Below are 23,576 nucleotides of genomic sequence, written 5' to 3' on the forward strand. Positions count from 1 at the left end.
TGCCTGCGGGCCGTGCTCCCATCTTCAGAACCTCAAGCAACAGGAATCGACATGACTTTGCCCAACGAGATGACCCGGATCGAAATCACTGAACCCGGTGGCCCCGATGTTCTGCAAGCCAAACGTGTGCCGCTACCGGTCGCCGCAGCCGGTGAAGTGCTGATCCGCGTGCATGCCGCCGGGATCAACCGCCCCGACGCCCTGCAACGGGCCGGTAAATATCCAATGAAGCCGGGCATGAATCCGATCCCCGGTCTGGAAGTGGCCGGCGAAGTGGTGGCGCTGGGTGCCGGTGTCAGTCAGTTTGCCGTGGGGGACAAGGTCTGCGCGCTGACCAACGGTGGCGGTTACGCCGAATACTGCAACGTCCCGGCCAGGCAAACCCTGCCGATCCCCGAAGGACTGGATTGGGTGCAGGCCGCCGCTATCCCGGAAACGTTCTTTACCGTGTGGGCCAACCTGTTCGGCCTCGGCGACGCCCAGCGTGGTCAGCGCGTGCTGATCCACGGCGGCACCAGCGGCATCGGCACTACCGCGCTGATGCTCTGCCGCGAATTCGGCATCGAAGCCTTTGCCACCGCCGGCAGCGCCGATAAATGCGCGGCAATCAGCAAGCTGGGTGGGCAGCCGATCAATTATCGCGAGCAGGATTTCGCCACGGTCATCGCCGAAAAAACTGCTGGCCAAGGCGTTAACGCGATCCTGGACATCATGGGCGCCTCGTACCTCAACGGTAATGTCAGCGCGCTGGCAATGGATGGCCGATTGGTGATGCTGGGCTTTCTCGGCGGCGGCAAGGCCAACGACATCGACCTGCTGGCGATCATGGCCAAGCGTGCGGTAATCACCGGATCCTTGCTGCGAGCACGCACCTCAGAGGAAAAGGCCGAAATTGCCGAGCAACTGCGCGAACACGTGTGGCCGGCGCTGGCCGCCGGACGCTGCCTGCCGATCATCGACAAGATTTATTCGCTGAACGACGCGGCCCAGGCGCATGCACGCATGGAAGGTGGCGACCACATCGGCAAAATCGTCCTGCGCGTGGGCTGAGCCGCAGCATTTTGTAATCGTTGCGGGCACACGGCGGTCGAAAAAGTCACGCGCAGACCGAGCCTTCTGGTAAAAAGCCTTCTTTGTCTGCGCTGTGGTGAACCGTTTAATGCTCCTGTCCTTCATGACTCGTTTGCGTCGTCGCCGTCTGGCGTTCGCCTGCATGACCGCGCTGATCATTGGCGTGCCGACGAGTTGTGCGGTGCTCGAACACACCGAGCGCAAACTGCTGTTTCGCATCGAACCGGGCACGGCCGGCTGGTATCACGGCTTGCCGGGCAGCGTGCAGGAGCTCGACTTGCAGCCCAAGAGCTTCAAGGCCGGGCAAAACATTCATGCCTGGTGGTGGCCCGCAGACCGGCCGAACGCTCCGGCGATTCTCTATCTGCACGGCGTGCGCTGGAACCTCACCGGACAGCTGTTCCGCATCGAACAGTTGCGCGCGGCCGGCTACTCGGTACTGGCCATCGACTACCGAGGTTTCGGCCAGAGCAAGGGCGATCTGCCTTCGGAAAGCAGTGTGTACGAAGATGCCCGTGTAGCGTGGGAGCGCTTCAAACTGCTGCAGCCCGACCCGAGCAAGCGCCTGATCTACGGCCACTCGCTGGGCGGCGCCGTGGCCATTGATCTGGCCGCCGAACTCGGCCAGGAGGCGGCTCGGGACCAGACACCGCTGCCGGTCAAAGGCCTGGTGATTGAATCGACGTTCACCTCTCTCGCCGACGTGGCCGCCGCCGTGGCCAACACCTCGCTACCGGTGCGCTGGCTGCTGTCGCAGAAGTTCGACTCCATCGACAAGATCGCCGAGATTCACATGCCACTGCTGGTGGTGCACGGCATGGCCGACGCATTCGTGCCGCCGCGCTTCAGCGAGCAACTGTTCAACGCCGCCCAACCACCGAAACGACTGCTGCTGGTACCGGGCGCCACCCATAACAACAGCATGGCGCTGGGCGGGCAGAATTATCGCAAGGCGATCGATGCGCTGATGCAGACCAAACCTGCACCGCGCGTGGCCGGCCCCGCACGGGTGCGCAGCGCGCAGGACTCCTAGCGATAGCCGCGAGCCTGCAGATCGAACAGTTTGGCGTAGTGCCCGTTGGCGGCGATCAGGCTGTCGTGATCGCCCTGCTCCAGTATCCGTCCGGCCTCCAGCACCATGATCTGATCGGCATTGCGCACACTGGAAAAGCGATGGGAGATCAGCAGGGTCATGCGACCTTCGGTGTGCTGGCTGAAATGCTCGAACACCGCCGCTTCCGCCGCCGGATCCAGCGCCGAGGTCGGTTCATCGAGAATCAGGATGTCGGCATCGCGGCGCATGTAGGCCCGGGACAAGGCAATCTTCTGCCATTGCCCGCCCGACAACTCCTGACCGCCGGCGAACCATCGCCCGAGTTGCGTTGCATAGCCACGGTCGAGCCCTTCAATGAACGGCGCGGCCATGCCTTCGGCCGCTGCGGCCTGCCAGCGCGATTCATCGTTGAACGCCGACGTATCCCCCACGCCGATGTTTTCGCCCACGGTGAACTGGTAGCGAATGTAGTCCTGAAAAATCACCCCGATACGCCGACGCAAGGTGTTCTCTTCCCAATCCTGCAAATCGCTGCCATCAAGCAGAATGCGTCCCTGGTCGGGCCGATACAGACGCGTCAGCAACTTGATCAGCGTGGTCTTGCCTGAGCCGTTCTCCCCCACCAGCGCCACGCTCTTGCCCGGCACCACGTGCAGGTCGATGCCTTCCAGTGCTGCACGGCTGGCCCCGGGATAACGGAAACCGACGTTTTCAAAGCGCAGGCCATCACCCGGTTGTGCGCCGACGGTGAGATGACCGCAATCGGCCAACACCGGTTCGGCCAGATACTCATACAGGCTCGACAGGTACAGACCGTCCTCGTACAAACCGCTGATCGCACTCAGGCTGCTGCTGACCGCACTCTGCCCCTGCTTGAACAACACCAGGTACATGGTCATCTGACCGAGACTGATATTGCCGTGCACCGCATCGATGACCACCCAGGCATAGGCCAGATAGAACGCCCCGGTGCCAAGCAAGCCCAGACCGAAACCCCAGCCATCACGACGCAATGTCAGACGCCGATCCTCGGCGTAGAGCCTGGCGAAGGTGTCCCGATAGCGCTGCAACAGCAACGGCGCAAAGCCGAACAGCTTGACCTCTTTGATATAGGCCTCATGGGACAGCAAGGTTTCGATGTAATTTTGCTGCCGACTCTCCGGGGCGCGGCGGGTGAACAGGCGGAAAGCGTCGCCGGAGAAATGCGCTTCGGCAAAGAACACCGGCAACGCGCCAATCACCAGCAACAGCAACGCCCACGGTGAAAAATGCACCAGCAGCACAGCAAAGCTGATCAGCATGATCAGGTTCTGGATCAGCCCCAGCGACTTCATCACCAACGCCAGCGGCCGGGTCGAGGCTTCGCGGCGCACACGCACCAGCTTGTCGTAGAACTCGGAATTCTCGAACTGCACCAGCGACAGGGTCTGGGCCTTTTCCAGAATCAGCGTGTTGACCTTCTGCCCCAATTGCACCCGCAGCAGCGACTGCTGCACCGACAGGCCCCGTTGCGTGCCGGACAATAACGCCAACACCCCCGCCTCCATCAGCACGTAACGCAACACCGGCCACAGCGCTGCATCGCCCTGCTGCGCGTGCAACTGCATCGCTGTCACCACCGCATCGACAATGCGCTGGCCCAGCCACGCGGCTAGCGCCGGCAGAACACCGGCAATCAGAGTGGCCAGCACCAAGCCCAAAAACAAACCGCGTGAGGTCGCCCAGACCAACAGCAAGGCGCGCCGGGCCTGATCGAACAGGGCGTTGAAGCGGGAAATCAAAGGCATGGCACATTTAGCTCGACAGGTCGTACAGGGCGTCATGGTACTCCGCAGGTTTTATCCGTGCTGAAGCGCGGCGTTTTCAGAAGAAAAACATCTGGAAAAACTCTGGCCGTTGCGGCGTCCAATGCTCTGACATGTTTTAGCCGCCTTTCGCGGAACCTGGCGAACATCGCCTCTCTCCGCGCCTACTGCCAGGAACGCCGCCATGCGAATCAATCCCTACCTGATCTTCAACGGCAACTGCCGCGAGGCCTTCACCTTTTACGAACAAGCCTTGCAGGGCAAACTTGAAGCAATGATGACCTTCGGCGAAACACCCGCCGCCGACCACGTACCCAAAGAGCACCACCCTCTGGTGATCCACACCTGCCTGAAAGTCGGCGACCAGATGATCATGGCCTCCGACACCACGCCTGACCGGCCGACCGGGGGCATGAGTGGTTGCTCAATCTCCCTCAACGTCGACAGCATTGCCGAAGCCGAGCGAGTGTTTAATGCGCTGGCCAGGGATGGTCGCGTCGACATGCCGCTGGAAACCACGTTCTGGGCCGCTCGTTTCGGCATGCTGGTGGATCGCTTCGGCGTGTCGTGGATGGTCAATTGCGAGAGCGACAAGTGACGCCGACTTTTCGTCAGGCATGAAAAAGCCCAACCTGTTCAGGTTGGGCTTTTGGGTTTATCGCTGGGCCAGCTCATGCCGCACGCATTGTTCGTAATAGGTCTGTTTGACCGCCGCTGGCTTGAGCTTCGACGTACTGTTGTAGGTCTGCTCGGTAATGCCCATCGCCGTCATGCGCATCCATGGTTGCTGGAACTTGCGCACCTGCAACTGTTTGCGCGCGCCATACAACGAGATCCCCGACAGTTTCGACTGCTGCGCCCCGGCAGCGATGTCCGAGCCCCAGATACAGGCAAAACGATGACTCTTGCTCAACTCCTTCGCTTCAATGGCCGAAGCGAATGCAGCCAGGGAAAGCGTTGCAACGGTTATGACAATCGTCCGCATATAGCCAACCTAACCTTTTGAAAAAAGGCGAGTTTGCCCGGTACGGGATAACCTGGGGGCCAGCAATTTGCCGCATTTGTGCGGCGCCAACCGTTCGTCCAATGACCAGCACCTTGGCGTGACTGACACCTCCAATGCGGTACACCCCTCAGCACAAGGCCGGAAAAATGAACAAGAAGATTGCAACCCTGACGCTTGCAAGCCTGATGCTGGCAGGCTCTGGCTTGACACTGGCAAGCGAGAAAGCAGGATCAGCCGCGCCGCCCACTGCCATCCCGGGCGTGAATCAGTCCAGCAACAAGGCAGAATCCAACGAAGAAAAAGCCAACAAGAAAGGTGAAGAAGCCTCGGGGTCGAACTCGGGCGCAGAATCGAAAGAAACCGAGAAAGACGCGGCAACTTCCAGCGACTCGGAAGATATTCAAAGCAAGCCGAAACAGTAACCACTGGATTGAACGGCAGTGAACGCCGATCATGCCGGGGATCGCCAATACCCTGCAGATGAATGACCGTATGCCCAGTAAAGAAGCGCAACCCCAGACACCAGCGACCGCCGCTGACATCGAACGCTCGATCCAGGCCCTGAACAAAATGGCGGAACGTTTATGGGGCGATGGCCGAGAGGCAGAAGCAAAGGCGCTTCTGGATGCACTGGACGCATTGAACAGGGCGCTGGACCGGATCAGGATTGGCGAGAGCCGCAGGGTTCTGCATTGAGCCGTGGCCGCTGGCTGCGCACACCTTGGTGATCCCGCAAGACTCACAACCGCGGTTACGGCATCAGCCGATAACCGCGGTATTCACCGCTCTCATTGCAAGAGCGTGAGCTTCAGAGCACCGAGCGTAAAAAGTCTGCTGTTTCAGCTTTTTCCGGACGGTCGAAGATCTGCTCGGGAGTCCCTAACTCGTGGATCTGCCCTTTATGGAAGAACGCGACACGATCCGACACCTCGCGGGCGAATCGCATTTCATGGGTGACCACGATCATGGTCATCCCTTCATGAGATAGCATGCGCAATGTATCCAATACCTCACCAACAAGTTGCGGATCGAGCGCGGACGTCACCTCATCGAACAGCATGTAGTCCGGCGACATCGCAAGCGCGCGCGCAATCGCCATCCGCTGCTGCTGTCCACCTGACAGACGCGTTGGAAACGTCGTCAGCTTTTCACCCAGGCCCACATGCCTGAGCTTTTCGACAGCAATCGCCTCGGCTTCCTGCTTCGACTTGCCCAGGACTTTTCGCGGGGCGAGCATCACGTTTTCGAGCACTGTCATATGAGGAAAAGCATTCCATTGCTGAAATACAATTCCGATCTTTTGCCGAAGTTTATTGAGGTCGGTCCTTTTCGAATGGACGTGAATTCCATCGACACTGATACGACCTTGCTGGATATCTTCCAGGCCATTGATACACATCAGCATGGTCGACTTGCCCGAACCCGAACCACCGATCATTGATAACACTTCGCCCTTGTTCACACTCAGGCTGACACCTTTAAGAACATGCAAGGGGCCAAAGTGTTTATGTACGCCTTCAATTTTAATCATTGTATTTGCCACCTTTTCTCAAGACGAGCGCCGAGTCTCGCAATGGGGAAGCTCATTAAGAAATAGATCACGCCTGTAATTGCTAAAATGAGCAGCGGTTCCTGAAGTCGGGTTGTCACTATCTGCGAGCTGCGCAACAGTTCGATAATGCCAATCCACATCACCAGCGAAGTATCTTTCATGATGCCAAGGGCCAAACCGATCCAGCTTGGAAACACGATCCTGGTGGCAATCGGCAACGTGATCGAGACCACTTCCTGACTCCACGTCAAACCCAGTGATCGCGCGGCGCGACGGGTAGTCATAGGTACTGCCGCCACCCCGCTCCTGACGATTTCGGTGCACAATGCTGCGGCATAAACCCCAAGACAAATGCACGCGACAACATAAGTTGGCCAGTTCAGGCGAAACATGCTGTTGAACGAATTGAATATCACCAATTGAATCAACAGTGGCACCGAGCGGAAGATATCCAGAATCCAGCCGACGGGAGAACTGATCCACCACGCTGCGCCGGCCCTTATCAGACCGAACAACGTGCCGAACAAGGTGCCTATACCGACAGCAGCCAAAGTAATAGCGATGGTGACAACAGCACCCTTCAATAAAAACAGGATGTCGCTCCACGCGAGTGTCCCTTCAAAAAACATGGCGCACCTCTCAATAACGAAACAGGCGCCAAGCTAATAGCCGCGCACAAATCGTGAATATTTTCGATATCAGGTAGTACAGGCAAGCAGCGGCGAAGAAGAACTCAAATGTCCGATAAGTCATGACATTAAGTTGTTGAGTAACACCCGTCAGATCGCTCGTCAGACCAACAATAGTACCGAGAGAAGTCATCAGGATTGACCAGACCATTTGGTTAGTCATGGCATGGAACACCGCCCGCAACATCTGCGGAAGTACGATGTGCCATAGCGTCTGAGCCGCCCCCATGCCCAACGAACGAGCAGCGCGGACTTGCGTTTCCGGGACGGCGGAAAAGCCGCCCCGGAACGTTTCTGCCAGATAGCCTGCGTTGTTGAACGTAATACCGAGCAAGAGTGCATAGTACGAGTCGATACCCATTCCAATGGAGCCCAGCCCGAAATACACCATGTAAATCTGAAACAGTGCCGGGGTGTTGCGCGCCGTTTCAATCCACACACTGGCCAGACCTGAAAGGGTTTTGTTACCCGATCGTTTTGCAAGCGCCAGAAGCACTGCCAACACCGTGCCAATTGCCATCGCAAGCGTGGCAATCTCCAGAGTGACAACCGCCCCCGATAACATATCCGGAAGCGATTCCAGAACTGGCCGCCACTGGAAGGTATAAGACATACGATTACCTTTTTACGCGAAAGGTTTTTGTTTGTCGGAACGAGTGCTCCGTTTCCTTAACGATAAGTACCTGGAATGGTCAGATCCGGAGCTGGCCCGCCCTCTGTTCCTACCCACTTGGCATACAGCTCGGCATAACGGCCAGAGCGCACTTGGCGGTTAAGGAAAAGATTCACGTAGTTAAGCAGCCCCTGCTCCTGGCGTTGCACGAGGAACGCGCAGTAATCGGGGTCGACTGGCGCATCACCGACGATCTTCAGGCCCGGGTATTTCCCCGAGCTGATCACGTGGGTAGCGATCGTCGCGGTGGTGTACGTCGCATCAATCTTCTTCTGGCTGAGCGCCAGAAAACTGTCCGATTGGGACTGATAGGTCAGAAGCTTGGTTGCCGGGTCATTGATTTTCTGCACCGTCTCTTTCAGAGCTGCCGTCTCGTAGGCCCCTGCCGGACCTCCCACCGTATGTCCCTTGATGTCGGCGGCGCTTTTAATGCCTGAGTCTTCGCGAGCGAGAATGATGGTCTTGAAGACGAAGTAGGGAATTGAGAATCCGATCGTCCTTGCACGCTCCAGGGTGTCGGAGGCCACAGCGATACCAACATCGGCTCGTCCCGACAACACCGCTGGGATTCGGTCCGGGTCCGGGGTGTCGACGATTTCGGCTTTAACGCCAAGGGCGGCGGCCAGATCGTTGCAGTAGTCGACGTCAAAGCCAATCGGCTTGTTGTCCTTGTCCCGAGCGCCATTGGGCGGGAAGTCGAGCTCCACCGCACAGCGCAGCTTGCCTGACGAAATGATGTCGTCCAACTGGTCTGCATGAACGGCGGTGGCACCCAAGGCAGCAAGGGCTGCGACCAGGAAGAGTTGGTTAATGCGCATTTTTGTTCCCCTCGTTTGTTGATTGAACTCAGAAACAAGACACGCAAATTTTAGCGCATCCTGGATATCGTATACGTATTATCGGGGCAGTAAAATCACAGCTCTTATATCTTTATTGTTGGTGTCACTGGACTAGGAAACCGTAGGTAAGAGGATCCGTTTCATCGATGACCCAGTTGGCGAAGCCGCAGATATGAGCCTTACCGCTCACTTCAGGTATGACCGCGTCCAAAGACCCGACCTTGGTTTCGCTGAGCACGCGGCCTTTGAACACGGTCCCGATGATGGACTCGTTGATCAATGCATCGGATGCCGACAACTCGCCGCGCAGATAAAGTTGCGCAACACGGCCCGCCGTGCCCGACCCCGTCGGCGACCGGTCAATTGCCCGATCCGCATACACACAGCAATTGGCCTGGGTCGAACCCTCGTGACGCGGATCGCCATACACCATGACGCCGTACACGTCATTGAATTCAGGGATTTCAGGATGGATGAAGGGGCCCCGGGCATTAATGGCGGCTTTGATTTCGTAGCCGAACTGGGTGATCGTCGACAGGTCTTTCTCGCGAATGGCAATGTTGTGTGGCCGGCCATCAACGTAGAAGTAGGTTGCGCCACCGTAGGCGATATCACCGGTCACATTGCCGAATGTGGGCGTGGTTACCGTCACGTCCCGCTCGAAGATGAATGACGCCACGTTTACAAAACGAACGGCCCCTGTCCGCGTGCCATCCCACTCGACAAACGCCTCGATGAAACCGCAGGGAGCATCGATACCGACTCGGGTCTCAGGGGATTTACGCTCGATCCAGCCCAATTCCACAGCAGCAGTTGCCAGCGCAATGACACCGTGACCGCAGTGAGGGCTATAGCCCATGTTGTTGAGGAAAATAATGCCGAAATCGGCGTCTTCACTCACAGGCTCGGTTAAAAACCCACCATACAGATCCTTGTGGCCACGAGGCTCGAGCATCAAGGCTCGTCGATAATGGTCGGCGTTGCTTTGCAGCCAGGCGCTGCGCTCGACGATGGTCGCGCCAGGCACTTTGGGAAGTCCCTGGGTAACGAGCCGGAATGTTTCCCCGCTCGTATGCAGCTCAATCGTGGCAAATGAACGTTCGTACTGCATTCCTATTCTCCATATCTCAGGGTTGCGAAAGCTGACAATGCCTTGGACGAGGCATCTTTTTGGCTATGGTATACGATAAACGATGAACGTCAACTGTCAAAAAGGCCCTTCAACGCCGGAAAAACAGGACAGGAATTACAGGAAGGTCCAGGAAGGAAAAAACGCCGATACAGAGCGGCATGACATTATTGACTTTATAGATACTGTATACGATATTTTAAAAAACATCAGGTAGCGAGTCATGACTCATTCACACATCGATTTCCCGGCAGTGATTGGCTACGTCACCCCCCTGAGCGCACGGCCCGGGGAACGACTCGATTTCAAAATTTCCTCGACCGATAATCGGGATATCAACGCGAGAGTCGTCAGACTGGACTGCTGCGACCCCAATCCACTTGGCCCAGGACTCAAAAGCACAGAAGTAGATTTCGGCCTGAACCAAAGCTATCGGGCGACCGAACAACAGACCTGCCTCGGATCATGTGCAATCGGCCCCGTACCCACTCTCCCTGACGAACGAAACCTGATGCTGTCGCTGCTCATCAAACCCACACTGCTGAGCACCACCGACCAAGTGATTTTTTCGCTGCAGGATGAGACTGGATCGACGGGCTTTGTATTAGCGCTGAACAACGGGACACTGCTTTTAAAAAGGCTTGGGATGCCCACCCGCCAAGAGGTAGACCTTCATCTGGAAATCAACCGATGGAGCAAGCTGGAAATCTGCTTCGGCTTACAAAAGGTCACTGTCCGTTCGACACCTCTGAACACTCGAAAAACGGTCGAATCCAGTGCGCTGATGGAGGGGCTTCAAACCACTCTCAAGAACACCGATCACCTGTGTCTCGCCGCAAGCTGGAGCGGCCATCCCGTCGATTGCTTTAACGGCTCCATAGAAGCGCCCTGCCTGTGCAGCTCTCCGTTTGCCGCGACGACTGATACTGAAGTCCTCACACGCTGGTCCTTCGCAAAGGACGTTCAGAAGCAAACGGTCGTCGATGACATTGATCCCTCGCGCCATCTCACCTTGATCAACATGCCGATGCGCGGCGTGCGGTCTTCGGGATGGACCGGCCGAAACATGGACTGGAAAACTGCACCTGACGAATACGCAGCCATCGCCTTCCACGCCGACGACCTGAGTGACTGCCAATGGAGCACGACTCTGGCGATTCGAGTGCCCGCAGGTGTGCCGTCCGGGGTCTACGGCCTGATCGTCGACAACCCATCAGGCAGCGATACTATCCCCTTCTATGTTCTGCCTGGCGCAGATTCACCCCGCCGCAAAATCCTTTTTCTGGCGCCCACATTCACCTACATGGCCTACGCGAACCATGCACGCGGAACATTCGCAGGCGCGCTACAAAACCGGGTCAGGGAATGGAACGCCTATCCATATAATCCGGATACCGTTGGAGCCTTTGGGTACTCAAACTACAACCGCCACCCGGATGGTTCAGGGATAACCCTTTCATCCCGACTGCGGCCGATCATGACTATGCGCCCGGGCTATCTGGTCTACCCCGATGAGAATGGCTCGGGTATGCGCGGCTTCGCATCAGACTCCCACCTGACGGACTGGTTGAAAGCCAAGGGCTTCGAGTTCGATGTCATCACAGATGAAGATCTGGATCGTGAAGGCGTCGATACCCTGGCGCACTACGATGTCGTGTTGACCGGCACCCAGCCTGAATATCACACGCGCCGCACACTTGAAGCGCTGATAGCCTATCGAGAAGGCGGCGGAAAATTGATGTACCTCGGCGGCAACGGCTTCTATTGGAAAATCGGCCGCGACCCAAGCCACCCGCATATGATCGAGGTGCGCCGAGCGGAAGGCGGCATGCGAGTTTGGGCCAGCCAGCCTGGCGAGTATTACCACCAGCTCGATGGCGAGTACGGAGGCTTGTGGCGCCGCAACGGCATTGCACCACAACAAATTTCCGGCGTGGGTTTTACCGCTGAAGGAGCCTTCGAGGGAACGTATTACGTCCGCACCCCCGAATCATTTCGCAGTGAATTGGCCTTTCTGTTCGAGGGTATACCCCCCGGTCAAAAAATCGGCGACTTCGGCCTTTCGGGAGGCGGCGCTGCCGGCTTCGAAATCGACCAGGTCTGTTCGGACCTGGGAACCCCGGACTTCGTGACAGTGATAGCCGCCTCCGAAGGTCATGGCCCGACCTTTGAAACCACCTTTGAAGAGCTGCTGCTTCCGGGCGTCTTTGACGGAGGCCCGCGACCTTACGGCGGAATCCGCTCCAACATCGTCTACGGCATCGACGAAAACGGAGGCGGTTTGTTCTCGGTCGGCTCCATTACGTTTTGTGGGAGCCTGTCGCACAACCATTACGACAACAACGTATCGCGCCTGCTGGAAAACTGCCTGCGCAAATTCCTTGCAGCCTCACACATTACTGATGAGGCGCCGCAGTACCCGTATCGCCCCGACCTCCATTCAAAAGGTGATTGACGCTATGACGGACGAACAACGCTTGGTGCGCAAGGACTTCGACGAACTGACGGAGCTGTTGAAGGATGTCTTCATACGCAATGGAACGTCTGCGTTCGTCGCTGACATCCTGGCCACCAATTGTGCAGGCTGTGAGCGAGATGGCGCCCTTAGTCACGGCATATTCCGCATGCCCGGTTATGTGGCCTCGCTGAAGACCGGCTGGGTGGATGGGCAAGCCGAACCCGAGGTGGAGGCTGTTAGCCCCTCATTCATCCGCATCGATGCCCGGAACGGGTTCGCCCAGCCAGCCCTGGCCGCAGCCGCGGGTGCCATTGATGAAGCAATCGAGCGCACCGGCGTGGTCGTCGTTGCCATCCGCAACTCCCATCACTTCAGCGCACTCTGGCCGGACGTTGAACCGTTTGCTCGCAGAGGACTGGTCGCGATCAGCTTCGTCAACGGCCTGGCCAATGTCGTCCCGCACGGCGGACACACTGCGGTTTTCGGCACCAATCCTATTGCCTTTGCGGTGCCGATAGCCGACGGCGATCCGATTGTGGTGGATCAGGCAACCAGCGTCATAGCCAACGGTGAAGTCCGGCTTCATGCGTTAGACAACCGGCCACTTGCTCCCGACGTCGGGGTCGACAGCTCAGGTGCAGCCACCACCGACCCGCATGCGGTGCTGGCCGGCGGCGCGCTGAATACATTCGGCGGCTACAAGGGCTCCTCGATTGCACTCATGGTCGAATTGCTGGCAGGCGCATTGACCGGGGGGCAATTATCGTTCGAGAACGATTTCGGCCATTGCGTTGGCGCGCAGACTCCCAAGGCCGGACAGCTGTTGATCGTTATCGATCCGGATCGCGGTAGCTCAACCTGCTTCAGTCAGCGCGCGGCAATACTCTGCAAGCAACTGATCGACGCCGGACAGGAGCGCTTGCCGGGTGAGCGTCGCTACAAGAACCGAAACGCCGCGCAAACCCTCGGCATCCCGCTTGAAAATGAGGCCTTGGCGAACTTGCATCATTTGGCCACGCGCAGCCCCACGCCCGCACCGTGATTCTCACCACAGACACCTTCGACCCACCTCACAAGCACTGCTCTGGAACAGACATGAACGACCTATCGCGCGACACCGAAAAGCTTCAATTCCATCGATCGTTGACCCCTTCCCACATCGATCAACTGACCGCGCTTTTTCAAACCGAATGGTGGACCAAGGGGCGCAACAAAGCAGACGTGGAAAAGATGCTGCAATCGGGCGGCCCCCTCTTCGCTTTCATCGACCCGCACCACGACGAACTCGTCGCGTTCGCCCGGGCGATGACCGACGGTGTCTATAAAGCGATGATCTTCGACATCATCGTGAAGGAGACGTGGCGCGGGACGGGCCTGGGTGGTGTATTGATGAACACCGTGCTGAACGACCCAGCGCTGGTCGACATCAAACATCGCGAACTCTACTGCCTGGATAACATGGTTCCGTTCTATGAAAAATGGGGCTTTGCCACCGTAGCGGCCGGCCTGAACTTCATGCGCAAGGCAGAGATATAACCAGCGTCGGCCGCCTACCGTCACGGAAAAAAACGAGCGGCGCTGAAGGGCTCCAGGTTCTTCGCAGGCACGCGACCGGCGACCATCTGTGCGATGAGTCGTCCGGTCGTGGCGCCCAATGTCAGGCCGAGCTGTCCATGACCAAACGCCAAGAACACATTCGATAACCGGGTACTGCGATCGATCACCGGCTTGGTGTCGGGCAGATATGGGCGGTAGCCAACACCGTATTCGAAGTTAGCCATTTGCGGTCGGGGAAGGATCTTTCGCGCTTTCTCAAGAATGATGTCGGTGCGCTTGAAGTTCGGCTCGGCATTGGGCCGGGCAAACTCCATAGTGCCAGCGATTTGCAGGCCGCGGGTCATGGGGCTTAAGCAGAACCCACCATCAGGCAATGTTACGGAGTGGTGTATTGTCACCTCTGGTGTCGGCAAAAGCACTTGATACCCGGCGATCCCAGCCAGTGGGATCTTTACGCCAAGCTGATGAAGAAACGCTCGCGAACCGAGACCTGCCGCAATCACCACATGATCCGCTGCGTAGCGCACACCGTTGTTGAGTGTGACGCCACTGGCATGATCGACCACCTCATCCAGTCGTTTGACCTGACCGCGTCCCCGAACGCCGCCCTGATCGATAAAGCTTCGTGTCAGCGCTGCAATGAAACCTTCGGTGTCGCTGACCGAACACCAGTCGGGGAACAACAAGCCATGACTGAATGTACCGGCCAACGCCGGTTCAAGATCGGCTATCGCGGCGGCATCGAGTACTTCTGCCTTGAAGCCCAGGGCCGTGCGAAACGCCAAATGGGGACGTTCCTGATCCATGCCTGCGGCGGACTCGAACAACTTGATGACCGGTTTTTCGCACAGCAGTGCCTGCTCGGTACAGCCCTGCAGCAGCAGCGCATAATCAGCGTGGACATGATGAGTAAGGCTATCAATATCACCGCATAACCTTCCCTCTGCAGATACAGGGCGCAACACCCCCCCACCATTCCCCCACCAACAACAATGACCCTTTCGGAAAATAGACGAGGGGACTCAGAAGAATGAACAGGCGCCATGTATCCCTCCTTTAAAGGCTACGCTAAATCGAGACCTCTTAAGATATCGTATACCATAATGAGCAATGCCAATTCGCCGTAGCTAGGGCCACGGCGATGCTCGACATATAACGGCTGGTCTTATTTACGGATGCTGGTCAGCAACGACTCGCAGGCTTTGGTGATGTGCTGATACAGCAACTCGGCGGCTTTATCGGCATCGCCCTTGCGGCACGCGGCGAGAATTTGCCGATGCTCACGATCATCCACCCCGGTGCCACCGGAAAGCGTCAGTTGAATGCGCAGGTACCGTTCGATTCGGTCATTGACCGAGCGAATGAGGCCCATCAGGAACGGCCGGTTGGCATCTTCATAGAGGCAGGAATGGAACTGCCAATTGAGTTCCGCCCAGCGCGCCACGTTCGTCTCTTGCGCGAATTCATCGCAATACTGTTCGGCTCTCTTGAAGGTCGCTTCGGTCATCAGCGGCACGGACAGCTTCAGCGCGCTGGACTCCAGCATCGCCCGGACTTCGAAAATCTGCGCAATTTCCGGCTCTGAAATGCTTTTGACGACAGCCCCCCGGTTGCGTTGAAACTCGACCAAACCCTCAGCTTCGAGCCGTTTAAGTGCCTCCCGCACCGGAATCTTACTGACATCGAAAAGCTTGGCGACGTCATCCTGGCGAATCGGTTCGCCTTCGTCAAAATCACCGCTGATAATTGCCTCGCGAATATGGTTGGCGATGATGTCGGACGCCGTTGGCGCGAAACCAAGTGATGGCAGATCTACAGGATTTAGGGGCAATTTGAACTCCACGTACGCAATCGGAAGGACACGATCAAATAACGTATTCTATATCAGATCACAGCTTACCATTGGCCGATCTGTCAGCTGACGCCACCTCGCCTAAGGGTGGCTATGGCTGATCGGCTCCTAAAACACGGTTGACATTACCATTTGCGTATACGATATTCAATGAACGGTTTGGCTTACCCGATGCCTTGCATCGCGCTGCATAACCTGCGCTACACCCCAATTCAAAAAACAACAAGAGAAGCTCTGCATGCAAAACCAGAAAAAAACCGCTGACGATAAATTGCAGAGATACGGAGGCATTAACCGAGTCGGCGGGCATCAGCAGCACGCACAGAAAACCGCCAGGCGTGACGACATCAGATCCGTCATCCACGACCTGGCGTGGGTCCCCAGCGCCAATGAACACATGCTGATTCTTTGATACGGGTTTAGCGCAAACCGCGCCTTTGAACCCCGCGGTTCGAACACTCAGGAGAACCCTGGAATGCCAATAGTAAAAATTGAAATGCTCGCCGGGCGGAAGGACGAGAAAAAGCACCAACTGGCGCGCGAAATTACTGCTGCCTTCGCCAGAATCCTTGGCTCTGCGCCCAAGGACGTGACCATTGTCTTCACGGATGTGGCGACTTCTGACTGGGTGATCCCCGGTGAGCCGCTTAGTGCTTCAGCGACGGTTTTCCCGCCGCCCCAACGCTGAAATCGATCATCAAATGGCAGCTTCGATTGCTGAACACCAATCCCGCAGCGCGCCATTTTCTCTCCTCCAATGTCGAGTGTCTCTCATGTATTTGAATGCCCAGCAACTGGCCAACGCACTGCCTTGGGACGCGTTGATGGACGCGTTGTCCGAGATCTTCACCCGCACCGTGCACTCGCCTGTGCGTCATCATCACAAAATTGATGTACCAGGCGACCCCGCCGCCATGCTGCTGCTGATGCCGGCCTGGATCGAAGGTGAATACTTGGGGGTCAAACAAGTCACCGTGTTCCCCGGCAACAATGCCAAAGGTCAGCCAGGCCTCAGCAGTCATTATCTCCTGAGCTGCGCAAAAACCGGTGTACCCCTGGGTCAGTTTGACGGTAACGAACTGACGGCCCGTCGCACTGCCGCAGCATCTGCCCTGGCGTCACGTTATCTGTCGCGTGCAAACTCGAAACGCTTGCTAATGGTTGGGGCTGGCCGCATGGGACGTTATCTGGTCAGTGCTCACCGCTCGGTTCGCGATCTGGAAGAGGTGCTGGTTTATGACCTCAATATCGAAGCAGCAAGAGCATTCGCCAGCGACCTCCGCGACCAGGGACTCCAGGCGCAGGCGGTGACACTCCAAGAACTGCCCACTGCCGCGGCGGTCGCCGACATCATTAGCTGCGCGACGTTGGCCACCGAACCCGTGATCAAGGGCCAGTGGTTGCAGCCGGGAGTACATCTGGATCTGGTCGGCAGCTTCACTCCGACCATGCGTGAAGTCGACGACGATGTCGCGGCACGCTGCAGCATATTCGTGGACACACGCGAAGGTGCTCTCGCAGAGACCGGTGACCTGATCCAGCCAATTCGCAGCGGCGTCATCACCGAAGCCGATGTCATCGCCGAGTTCAGCGAACTGTGCGCTGAAAAACATGCCGGCCGCTCCGCCCTCAAGGAGCCCGCCCAGGCCATGACGATGTTCAAGTCGGTTGGCGCGTCAGTAGAGGATCTCGCGGCGGCGATCTTGGCTTACCAGCGGAGTACGACTGCCAACTGACCCATGACGCGGTCAAGCATGAATAATCTGTGGCACCTGGAAGTACGTCGAATCAATTGATGATCCATGTTCACAACACCTTTGCGTAAATCAACGTTCTCCCCATGGATGGCTGAGGGGATACTTACGACCGTAAGTCGTGCCACTCGAAGCCTGTTGCCGGATTGAAATAGTTTCAATCCGGCCATTCATGAGGACTCCCGATGCAAACTGATTTCGCCGCCTGGTCCTGGACCGCTGGTCGAGGTATCGACGGATTACAACTGATCCGCAAACCCCTTGTGCAACCTGGCCCAGGTGAGGTTCTGATTGCCAACCGAGCGCTGGCGCTCAACCCGGTGGACTGGAAAATCATCGAATGGGGTCACCCTGCCTGGAACACCGGCCACGTGCCCGGCGTGGATGGCATGGGCGTAGTGGTTGCCTGCGGTGCCGGAGTGCCAATCAAACCGGGGACTCGCGTGGCGTATCACCAGTCACTGGAGCGCGATGGCAGCTTTGCCGAGTTCTGTTTGCTCGATTGGGCGACCGTAATGACGGTGCCGGCAGCGCTTGATGACTCCATCGCCGCGTCAATCCCCTGCCCCGGCCTGACAGCCTGGCAAGCATTGGACAAAGTTCCGGTTAGCGGGCCGAGTGACATGTTGGTAGTCGGTGCAGGTGGCGCGGTGGGCCTGCTATTGGTACAACTGGCAGTGCAACGTGGTTGCCGAGTGTGGGCCACGGCGGGTACAAAGCATCATGCGAACTTGAAAGCGCTGGGTGCCGTTGGCGTATTCGACTACCAGGACCACAACTGGCAGCACAACCTTCAAGCTAGCCTGGGTGAGCGTCGCCTCAAGGTTGTTTTCGATACTGTCAGTGGCGCGCATGCAGCGGCCCTGGCACCTCTGCTGGGTTATAACGGTCATCTGGTGTGTATTCAGGATCGGCAAGAAACTGCACCGCTGCCGGCCTTCAGCACCGCGATTTCCCTGCATGAGGTTGCGCTCAACAGCTTCCATTCCTACGCATGCCTGGGCGATCGACAACTGCTTCGAGACGCTGGCGAACACCTCCTCGAAAGCATGCTGGGCGGTCGCCTGACAATACCTGAACGTCGAATCTTTGATTTTCGTAACCTTCCTGAAGCCCTGCTGGCTCTCAAGCAAGGTGGCGAAGGTGGAAAATGGATTGCCCTGTTGAACGAGTCAGGCGTCACGCCTTCCGGACAGCCGTAAAAAGAAATCGCCCGAGGCTCTTTTAGGGAGCCCTCGGGCGACAGATCAGCATGACCGAACGGAGGCGCTCTGGTTATACCTCCGCGAGATTTTCCTTTTTCTCCAACCAATCGATCATCAACTCACCCCAAGCGATGTCCGCTTGCAGTGCGTCTTTGGCCTTGGTCGAGTCTCGGGTGCGCAAACCTTCCAGTACTTCGAAATGCTTGTGTTTGGCACTGGCCAGCTCCCGCTTGGGACCTCGGCGTGAAACCGGCTCAGCAGCGGCCCCATGATAACCCACATATTTTCGAGTGTTTTCGACACCACGGGCATGCGTGCCGCAGAGATCAACCCGAAGTGAAACTCCCGGTTGAGCAACGCCGCTTGTTTGTAATCGACCGTTACCGCTTTCTGGAACGCATCCTGAATGGCCTCGAGGTTCTCCAGTTCAGGTCGGGGGGCGTCATTGAACGAATTGGTGCACAACGCACGGCCATACGCCTGTCACCGTTTGGCGGCCTGTTCGACATGGGGCTTTACGAGGACGTCGAAGAAACCTACCTGTATGTCGCCGATCAGCTTTCTCGGCGTGGATTGGCCTACGTCCATTTCATGGATCAACTGTCGCGTGGCAGCTCGCCGATTCCAGACGACTTCCTGAAAAAATTTCGCAGCCACTACCGAGGAACATTCGCTCTCGCCGGGGGCATGACCAAAGAGCGTGCCGAGAAATTCCTGCGCAACGGGTTGATTGACCTCGCCGCATTCGGTGAACCCTTTATCGCCAACCCCGACCTGGTTGAACGCTTGCACAACGGCTGGCCGCTGTTAAAACCAGACCGCGCACTGAATTATGGTGGCGACGCCAAGGGATATACCGATTACCCAACCTACTCGATCGCTTGACGCTCGTTGAGTGGCGTGTGGGCTTGATCCGCCACCTCGCGGGTCAAGAAGTCGATCAGCGCCCGGGACGCTGCTGATAGCTGGCGATGAGGCGGGAAAATCACCGAGAACGGTCGGGACCGTCCACCCGACTGTTCGAGCAGCGGCACCAGGCGTCCGCTTTGAATCCGCTCCCGGACAATAAAGTCGTAGGTCTGACAAATCCCCATACCGTGCTCGGCCAAAGACACAGTGCCCAGCACGTCGTCGGACACTTGAACATTCGCCTCAGGTATCCACTCCCGATCAATACCCTGCTCACAGAACAACCAGGGGCCGATCCGGCCGCTGCTGGGCATCACAAATGGCAGGCAGACATGCGCTGGCAGTTCGTCGACACTGCGCGGCGTACCGGCGCGCCGCAGGTAGTCCGGCGCGGCGACCAGGCATAAACCCGCATCCTCAAGTTTGCGTCCAATCAGGCCGCTGTCAGGTAATTGCCCAAGGCGAATAGCCAAGTCATACCCTTCGGCCACCAGATCCACATTTCGATTGCTGATGCTCAACTCGATGCGCACCTGCGGGTACTGCCGAGTAAAACGACAGAGCAATGCCGGCAGCCGGTAGTGTCCGTACGTCGTCGGCACACTGAGCCGTACACGGCCCGTCAACGCGCCTTCCTGCCCACGAATAGCCCGCTCTGCTTCATCGATCAACGAGAACGCCGCGCGGGACTGTTCAAGGTAAAGCAGACCTGCCTCGGTCAGGCTCAGGCGTCGAGTCGTGCGCCGCAACAACTGAACCCCCAGGCGTGCTTCCAGGCGAGAGATTGCCCGGCTGACCACTGACGGGGTGGTCGCCAGAAACACGGCCCCAGCGCTCAGGGAGCCCTTCTCCACCACGGTGATAAAGACTTCTACGTCCGCGAGATAATCGAATCGACGGCTCACCTTTACCTCCAAAGAACAGATGCTTTGCTTTCCAGCAAGTTTATCGCCCATCCAGGCATGAATATAGTTGTATCAACGATCAGGCGACTGCCGATCGAACACACCCTCCACTGCTCGGAAATACCATGCGCCCTATCACCCGACTCGCCCTTGCAATGACCATTTTCACCGCGGCCTTCAACGCCCAGGCCAGCAACGTACTGATCGTGCTATCAGATTCAGACCACCTAGACCTCAAGGACAACAAAGTCTTTGCAACCGGCTTTTACCTGAACGAATTGATGCAACCGGTAAAACTGATGCTCGATGCCGGGCACTCGGTGACCTTTGCGACGCCTACAGGCAAGGCGCCGACTTTGGACAAATCGTCCGCCGACAAGATGTATTTCAACGATGACGTTGCGGCACTGCAGGAGTACAAGGCGCTCCTGGAGCACCTCAAGATCACCTCGCCGGGTGAGTCACCGGTCATTAGCCTGTCGCGGGTCGAACAGATCGGCTACGAGCACTTCGATGCTGTCTATATACCTGGTGGCCATGCACCGATGCAGGATCTACTGCACAGCGTCGAACTCGGAAAACTGCTGAATAATTTCCATGCGCACAGCAAGACAACCGCCCTCGTTTGCCATGGACCGATTGCTCTGCTGTCGACGCTGTCCAACCCCACCGCCTTCACTCGCCAACTCGAAACCGGCACCCAGGCTACGAGCTCGGACTGGACCTACGCCGGCTACAAGTTCACGGTCATAAGCAATCAGGAAGAAGAGTTGGCCAAGGGATTATTGAAGGGAGGCGTCATGAAGTTCTATCCACAAACGGCACTGGAACAAGCCGGCGGCGTATACAGCAGCAACTCTTCACCGTGGACCAGCCATGTCGTCATCGACCGCGAACTGGTGACCGGTCAAAACCCTGGTTCAGCGCTGGATGTGGGTAAGGTGATACTCGATCGACTCAAGTCCCAGAGCCAAGCGAAAGACTGATCGATTCAAACTCTCACTTTTTCACCGACATGCCGGTTGTCGAAAGCCAATCGTTTTGTAGGGGTAAAAACACCTAAAAATATAAAAAAGGGTCGCGAGAGTCAGTGGAGATGACTTACGGAGCCTGATGCGTCCCGTGATAGCTCGAGGTGCTACTCGTCAGGCCATCAGTCTTTTTTCGGATATCGTTCAGATGTCTGGATGGGCGCAGAAACGCCAGCTATGGCGAACACTGCTGTGTCGACGGAAATCCAGCCGAGTTGGTCGAAATAGATAAGCTTATACCCAGTGATTACCAGGTGGAGAGAACCCGGCTCCTCTCCTCCACTGAACGTCAAGAATGACACCAACGCTTTCAGAAAATGACTGCCGACTATGCAGCGCTACCTGCCGGCGAAAAGTACGATGGCGTTCGCCCACTCAAACCAGAGTCCCAAATGGACTTGTTTCCATTGAGATGAGTCATTGCCCTGCCCTACTTCGTCGGAGGATCTGTGAGCCTGCATGCAGGTTTAGTGAAGCTGTAAATCCGATAATTCCGCATACGCGGCGATTCGATGACGAGCTGACGCCTTCGGCACAGGTGCTGTGCGACGCTGCGAAAACGAAATTCGAGCCTGGCGCGGTTCGGCCTTTTTCAGAGCAAACAACACGCCGAATACTTCAAGGGGCTGGTCGGCCACGAACAGTCGGATCTGGAGGCGCTGAGCGTCACCTCAAGGCTGCATCAGCAAGATGCTTGAGCGAGCCTCCATAGGCAAGCTGGACGCCTATATCCAAACTTACATCAGCCGTATTTCCCAGTTCCACTCGTGATCATTTTCAATGGGCGCGGAAATTCTGTGCCCCTATAAAAACGTAGTAACCCTCTATTACCCACCCCGGCCATGTTCGCCTCATCATGAAGTCGAATGTGCTTGACCCAAACTCCAAGAATGACGAAAAAACTCAGGTAGATGGAATGGCAAAATTTATTCACACCATGATTCGCGTGGGCAACCTCGACCAATCCATGAAGTTCTATCAGGAAGTGTTTGGACTGAAAGAAACTCATCGCCTGGACTTCGACGATTTTTCCCTGGTCTATTTGCGAGATTTCGAGAGCGGTGCAGAAATCGAACTGACCTGGAACAAGGGGCAAAACGAGTACACCCATGGCACCGGCTACGGTCATGCTGCCTTTGTCGTTGAGGATTTGGACCAGCAGTTCAATCGGCTGCTGGATCTGAATTTGTCACCGGCCCCCATCAAGGAATTTAAAAGAGACGGCGTTTTGCTCGCACGATTCTTTTTTATTCAGGATCCCGATGGTTACAAAATCGAAGTATTGCAGCGGGGTGGTCACTACCAATAAAGAAATTCGAGCAACGAAATATCGATGGCCTGGGCACCTGCCAGCTCAGAATCCTCAAGATGGTTTTACTTTGCAACGCGAATGATTTCTTAAAGCAAACGCCTGATTGGATTGGTCTGATGTAGTAACCCGTTCTTACCTTTCCCGTTAGATCACCCTCCACGATTCGACCGTGACGCTGTCATTCCTTATAAAAATAAAAAGGAGACATTTCATGCAAGACGTAAAGATCAACCGTCGCCGTTTTCTGCAAGGAAGCGGTGGGTTGTTGCTTGGCACGCTGATATTCGGCTCCGGCCCCATCGCCCTGCTGGCTCCCAGCCGCTCATGGGCGATGGAGATGAATACCCTGAGCAGCGATGTCGCGGCGAAGTTACTGCTGGTGATCCGCCGTATCTACCCCCATGACCGTATGGAAGACGCTGTCTACGCCTTTGCCGTAAAGGCGCTCGACGAGCGTGCATCCACCGATCCCTCCGTGCTCCCCTTGCTTGATCAAGGTCTGTCCGACCTGGATCGACTGGCGGGCGGTAATTGGTCAAGTCTCGATGAAACCAGACAAGTCACCCTGCTTGAAGACATTCAACACTCCGACTTTTTCGCTTTGATCAGAAGCACCTCGGTCAATTCGCTATACAGCAATGAGCTGGCTTACCAGCATTTCGGTTACGAAGGCGCCTCCTTTCCTAAAGGCGGATATCTGATGCGTGGCTTCAATGATCTGAAGTGGCTGCCTGCCGCTCCAGCAGAAGCCAGTCCCAGCGCTTTTTCTTGAGGA

The 23,576-nt window shown here is 56.9% G+C and carries 26 protein-coding genes and 1 pseudogene; 15 read left to right on the forward strand and 12 right to left on the reverse strand.

Going from position 1 to position 23,576, the window contains the following annotated elements:
* Positions 1-51 precede the first annotated feature (51 nt).
* Together BW33_RS24890 and BW33_RS24895 are read left to right on the forward strand one after the other, a co-directional pair.
* Complete coding sequence (locus BW33_RS24890) at positions 52-1,050, forward strand: NAD(P)H-quinone oxidoreductase (RefSeq protein ID WP_047601907.1); 999 nt, start codon at positions 52-54, stop codon at positions 1,048-1,050.
* Between the two features lie 109 nt (positions 1,051-1,159).
* Positions 1,160-2,104: an alpha/beta hydrolase gene (locus BW33_RS24895; protein ID WP_047601909.1), complete on the forward strand. Its 945-nt coding sequence runs from the start codon at positions 1,160-1,162 to the stop codon at positions 2,102-2,104.
* Here BW33_RS24895 and BW33_RS24900 read toward each other — a convergent pair.
* Positions 2,101-3,912 (reverse strand): ABC transporter ATP-binding protein, encoded by a 1,812-nt coding sequence (locus BW33_RS24900; protein WP_047601911.1) that lies wholly within the window; start codon positions 3,910-3,912, stop codon positions 2,101-2,103. The genes BW33_RS24895 and BW33_RS24900 overlap by 4 nt on opposite strands.
* Positions 3,913-4,114: 202 nt before the next feature.
* On the opposite strand from BW33_RS24900, the gene BW33_RS24905 reads away from it, so the two are divergent.
* Positions 4,115-4,528, forward strand: coding sequence for a VOC family protein (locus BW33_RS24905; RefSeq protein WP_047601912.1), 414 nt, complete (start codon positions 4,115-4,117; stop codon positions 4,526-4,528).
* A 57-nt stretch (positions 4,529-4,585) separates the two neighbouring features.
* Here the strand turns inward: BW33_RS24905 and BW33_RS24910 are convergent, their stop codons facing one another.
* Positions 4,586-4,915, reverse strand: a complete 330-nt coding sequence (locus tag BW33_RS24910) for a hypothetical protein (protein ID WP_047601913.1) — start codon at positions 4,913-4,915, stop codon at positions 4,586-4,588.
* 167 nt (positions 4,916-5,082) lie between these two features.
* Between BW33_RS24910 and BW33_RS24915 the strand changes: the two genes are divergently transcribed.
* Positions 5,083-5,358, forward strand: coding sequence for a hypothetical protein (locus BW33_RS24915; protein WP_047601915.1), 276 nt, complete (start codon positions 5,083-5,085; stop codon positions 5,356-5,358).
* A 70-nt stretch (positions 5,359-5,428) separates the two neighbouring features.
* On the forward strand, positions 5,429-5,632 hold the full coding sequence (locus tag BW33_RS24920) for a hypothetical protein (RefSeq protein WP_045122186.1): 204 nt from the start codon (positions 5,429-5,431) through the stop codon (positions 5,630-5,632).
* Between the two features lie 112 nt (positions 5,633-5,744).
* Here the strand turns inward: BW33_RS24920 and BW33_RS24925 are convergent, their stop codons facing one another.
* The 5 genes from BW33_RS24925 to lhpH form a co-directional block, all read right to left on the reverse strand.
* On the reverse strand, positions 5,745-6,467 hold the full coding sequence (locus BW33_RS24925; protein ID WP_047601916.1) for an amino acid ABC transporter ATP-binding protein: 723 nt from the start codon (positions 6,465-6,467) through the stop codon (positions 5,745-5,747).
* Entirely contained in the window at positions 6,464-7,117 is a 654-nt protein-coding gene (locus BW33_RS24930) for an amino acid ABC transporter permease (RefSeq protein WP_047601918.1), read from the reverse strand. Before BW33_RS24930 ends, BW33_RS24925 begins: the two co-directional genes overlap by 4 nt.
* Before the next feature lie 10 nt (positions 7,118-7,127).
* On the reverse strand, positions 7,128-7,790 hold the full coding sequence (locus tag BW33_RS24935) for an amino acid ABC transporter permease (RefSeq protein WP_047601920.1): 663 nt from the start codon (positions 7,788-7,790) through the stop codon (positions 7,128-7,130).
* A gap of 56 nt (positions 7,791-7,846) precedes the next feature.
* Positions 7,847-8,668, reverse strand: a complete 822-nt coding sequence (locus tag BW33_RS24940) for a transporter substrate-binding domain-containing protein (RefSeq protein WP_081794250.1) — start codon at positions 8,666-8,668, stop codon at positions 7,847-7,849.
* Positions 8,669-8,792: 124 nt separating this feature from the next.
* Entirely contained in the window at positions 8,793-9,800 is a 1,008-nt protein-coding gene (gene lhpH / locus BW33_RS24945) for a trans-3-hydroxy-L-proline dehydratase (RefSeq protein ID WP_047601922.1), read from the reverse strand.
* Positions 9,801-10,041: 241 nt separating this feature from the next.
* On the opposite strand from lhpH, the gene BW33_RS24950 reads away from it, so the two are divergent.
* The 3 genes from BW33_RS24950 to BW33_RS24960 are packed head-to-tail and all read left to right on the forward strand — an operon-like array spanning position 10,042 to position 13,812.
* Positions 10,042-12,273 carry a N,N-dimethylformamidase beta subunit family domain-containing protein gene (locus tag BW33_RS24950; RefSeq protein ID WP_047601924.1) on the forward strand — a complete coding sequence of 744 codons (2,232 nt, stop codon included), beginning with the start codon at positions 10,042-10,044 and terminating at the stop codon, positions 12,271-12,273.
* A 4-nt stretch (positions 12,274-12,277) separates the two neighbouring features.
* Positions 12,278-13,318 (forward strand): Ldh family oxidoreductase, encoded by a 1,041-nt coding sequence (locus tag BW33_RS24955; RefSeq protein WP_047601925.1) that lies wholly within the window; start codon positions 12,278-12,280, stop codon positions 13,316-13,318.
* 53 nt (positions 13,319-13,371) lie between these two features.
* On the forward strand, positions 13,372-13,812 hold the full coding sequence (locus tag BW33_RS24960) for a GNAT family N-acetyltransferase (RefSeq protein ID WP_047601926.1): 441 nt from the start codon (positions 13,372-13,374) through the stop codon (positions 13,810-13,812).
* Between the two features lie 20 nt (positions 13,813-13,832).
* Here BW33_RS24960 and BW33_RS24965 read toward each other — a convergent pair whose 3' ends face one another.
* From BW33_RS24965 to BW33_RS29730, 3 genes are all read right to left on the reverse strand, one after another.
* Entirely contained in the window at positions 13,833-14,798 is a 966-nt protein-coding gene (locus BW33_RS24965; RefSeq protein ID WP_236645238.1) for an NAD(P)/FAD-dependent oxidoreductase, read from the reverse strand.
* Between the two features lie 200 nt (positions 14,799-14,998).
* Positions 14,999-15,664, reverse strand: a complete 666-nt coding sequence (locus BW33_RS24970; RefSeq protein ID WP_047602035.1) for a GntR family transcriptional regulator — start codon at positions 15,662-15,664, stop codon at positions 14,999-15,001.
* A 112-nt stretch (positions 15,665-15,776) separates the two neighbouring features.
* Positions 15,777-16,082: a hypothetical protein gene (locus BW33_RS29730; RefSeq protein WP_152546157.1), complete on the reverse strand. Its 306-nt coding sequence runs from the start codon at positions 16,080-16,082 to the stop codon at positions 15,777-15,779.
* A 48-nt stretch (positions 16,083-16,130) separates the two neighbouring features.
* Here BW33_RS29730 and BW33_RS24975 point away from each other — a divergent pair.
* The 3 genes and pseudogenes from BW33_RS24975 to BW33_RS24985 form a co-directional block, all read left to right on the forward strand.
* A pseudogene (locus BW33_RS24975) lies at positions 16,131-16,373 on the forward strand (tautomerase family protein); the annotation flags it as partial.
* 85 nt (positions 16,374-16,458) lie between these two features.
* Positions 16,459-17,421, forward strand: a complete 963-nt coding sequence (locus BW33_RS24980) for an ornithine cyclodeaminase family protein (protein WP_047601929.1) — start codon at positions 16,459-16,461, stop codon at positions 17,419-17,421.
* A gap of 203 nt (positions 17,422-17,624) precedes the next feature.
* Positions 17,625-18,641, forward strand: a complete 1,017-nt coding sequence (locus tag BW33_RS24985) for a zinc-binding dehydrogenase (protein WP_047601930.1) — start codon at positions 17,625-17,627, stop codon at positions 18,639-18,641.
* 117 nt (positions 18,642-18,758) lie between these two features.
* On the opposite strand, the gene BW33_RS30585 is transcribed toward BW33_RS24985, so the two are convergent.
* The gene (locus BW33_RS30585) at positions 18,759-19,070 is read right to left on the reverse strand and encodes an FCD domain-containing protein (RefSeq protein ID WP_442965418.1); all 312 of its coding nucleotides are present in this window, start codon (positions 19,068-19,070) and stop codon (positions 18,759-18,761) included.
* Here BW33_RS30585 and BW33_RS24995 point away from each other — a divergent pair.
* The gene (locus BW33_RS24995; protein WP_236645239.1) at positions 18,981-19,529 is read left to right on the forward strand and encodes an oxidoreductase; all 549 of its coding nucleotides are present in this window, start codon (positions 18,981-18,983) and stop codon (positions 19,527-19,529) included. The two genes, BW33_RS30585 and BW33_RS24995, sit on opposite strands and share 90 nt — an antisense overlap.
* Here BW33_RS24995 and BW33_RS25000 read toward each other — a convergent pair.
* Positions 19,514-20,458 (reverse strand): LysR family transcriptional regulator, encoded by a 945-nt coding sequence (locus BW33_RS25000; RefSeq protein ID WP_047602037.1) that lies wholly within the window; start codon positions 20,456-20,458, stop codon positions 19,514-19,516. The two genes, BW33_RS24995 and BW33_RS25000, sit on opposite strands and share 16 nt — an antisense overlap.
* A gap of 125 nt (positions 20,459-20,583) precedes the next feature.
* Between BW33_RS25000 and BW33_RS25005 the strand changes: the two genes are divergently transcribed.
* The 3 genes from BW33_RS25005 to BW33_RS25015 all read left to right on the forward strand — a co-directional run bounded on the left by BW33_RS25005 (position 20,584) and on the right by BW33_RS25015 (position 23,573).
* Entirely contained in the window at positions 20,584-21,444 is an 861-nt protein-coding gene (locus BW33_RS25005; RefSeq protein WP_047601931.1) for a type 1 glutamine amidotransferase domain-containing protein, read from the forward strand.
* Between the two features lie 961 nt (positions 21,445-22,405).
* Positions 22,406-22,798 carry a VOC family protein gene (locus tag BW33_RS25010; protein ID WP_047601933.1) on the forward strand — a complete coding sequence of 131 codons (393 nt, stop codon included), beginning with the start codon at positions 22,406-22,408 and terminating at the stop codon, positions 22,796-22,798.
* 214 nt (positions 22,799-23,012) lie between these two features.
* The gene (locus tag BW33_RS25015) at positions 23,013-23,573 is read left to right on the forward strand and encodes a tat (twin-arginine translocation) pathway signal sequence (RefSeq protein WP_047601934.1); all 561 of its coding nucleotides are present in this window, start codon (positions 23,013-23,015) and stop codon (positions 23,571-23,573) included.
* The last annotated feature ends 3 nt before the right edge of the window (positions 23,574-23,576 follow it).

Origin of the sequence: Pseudomonas sp. RIT288 (assembly GCF_000631985.1) — a bacterium.
Taxonomy (GTDB): Bacteria; Pseudomonadota; Gammaproteobacteria; order Pseudomonadales; family Pseudomonadaceae; genus Aquipseudomonas.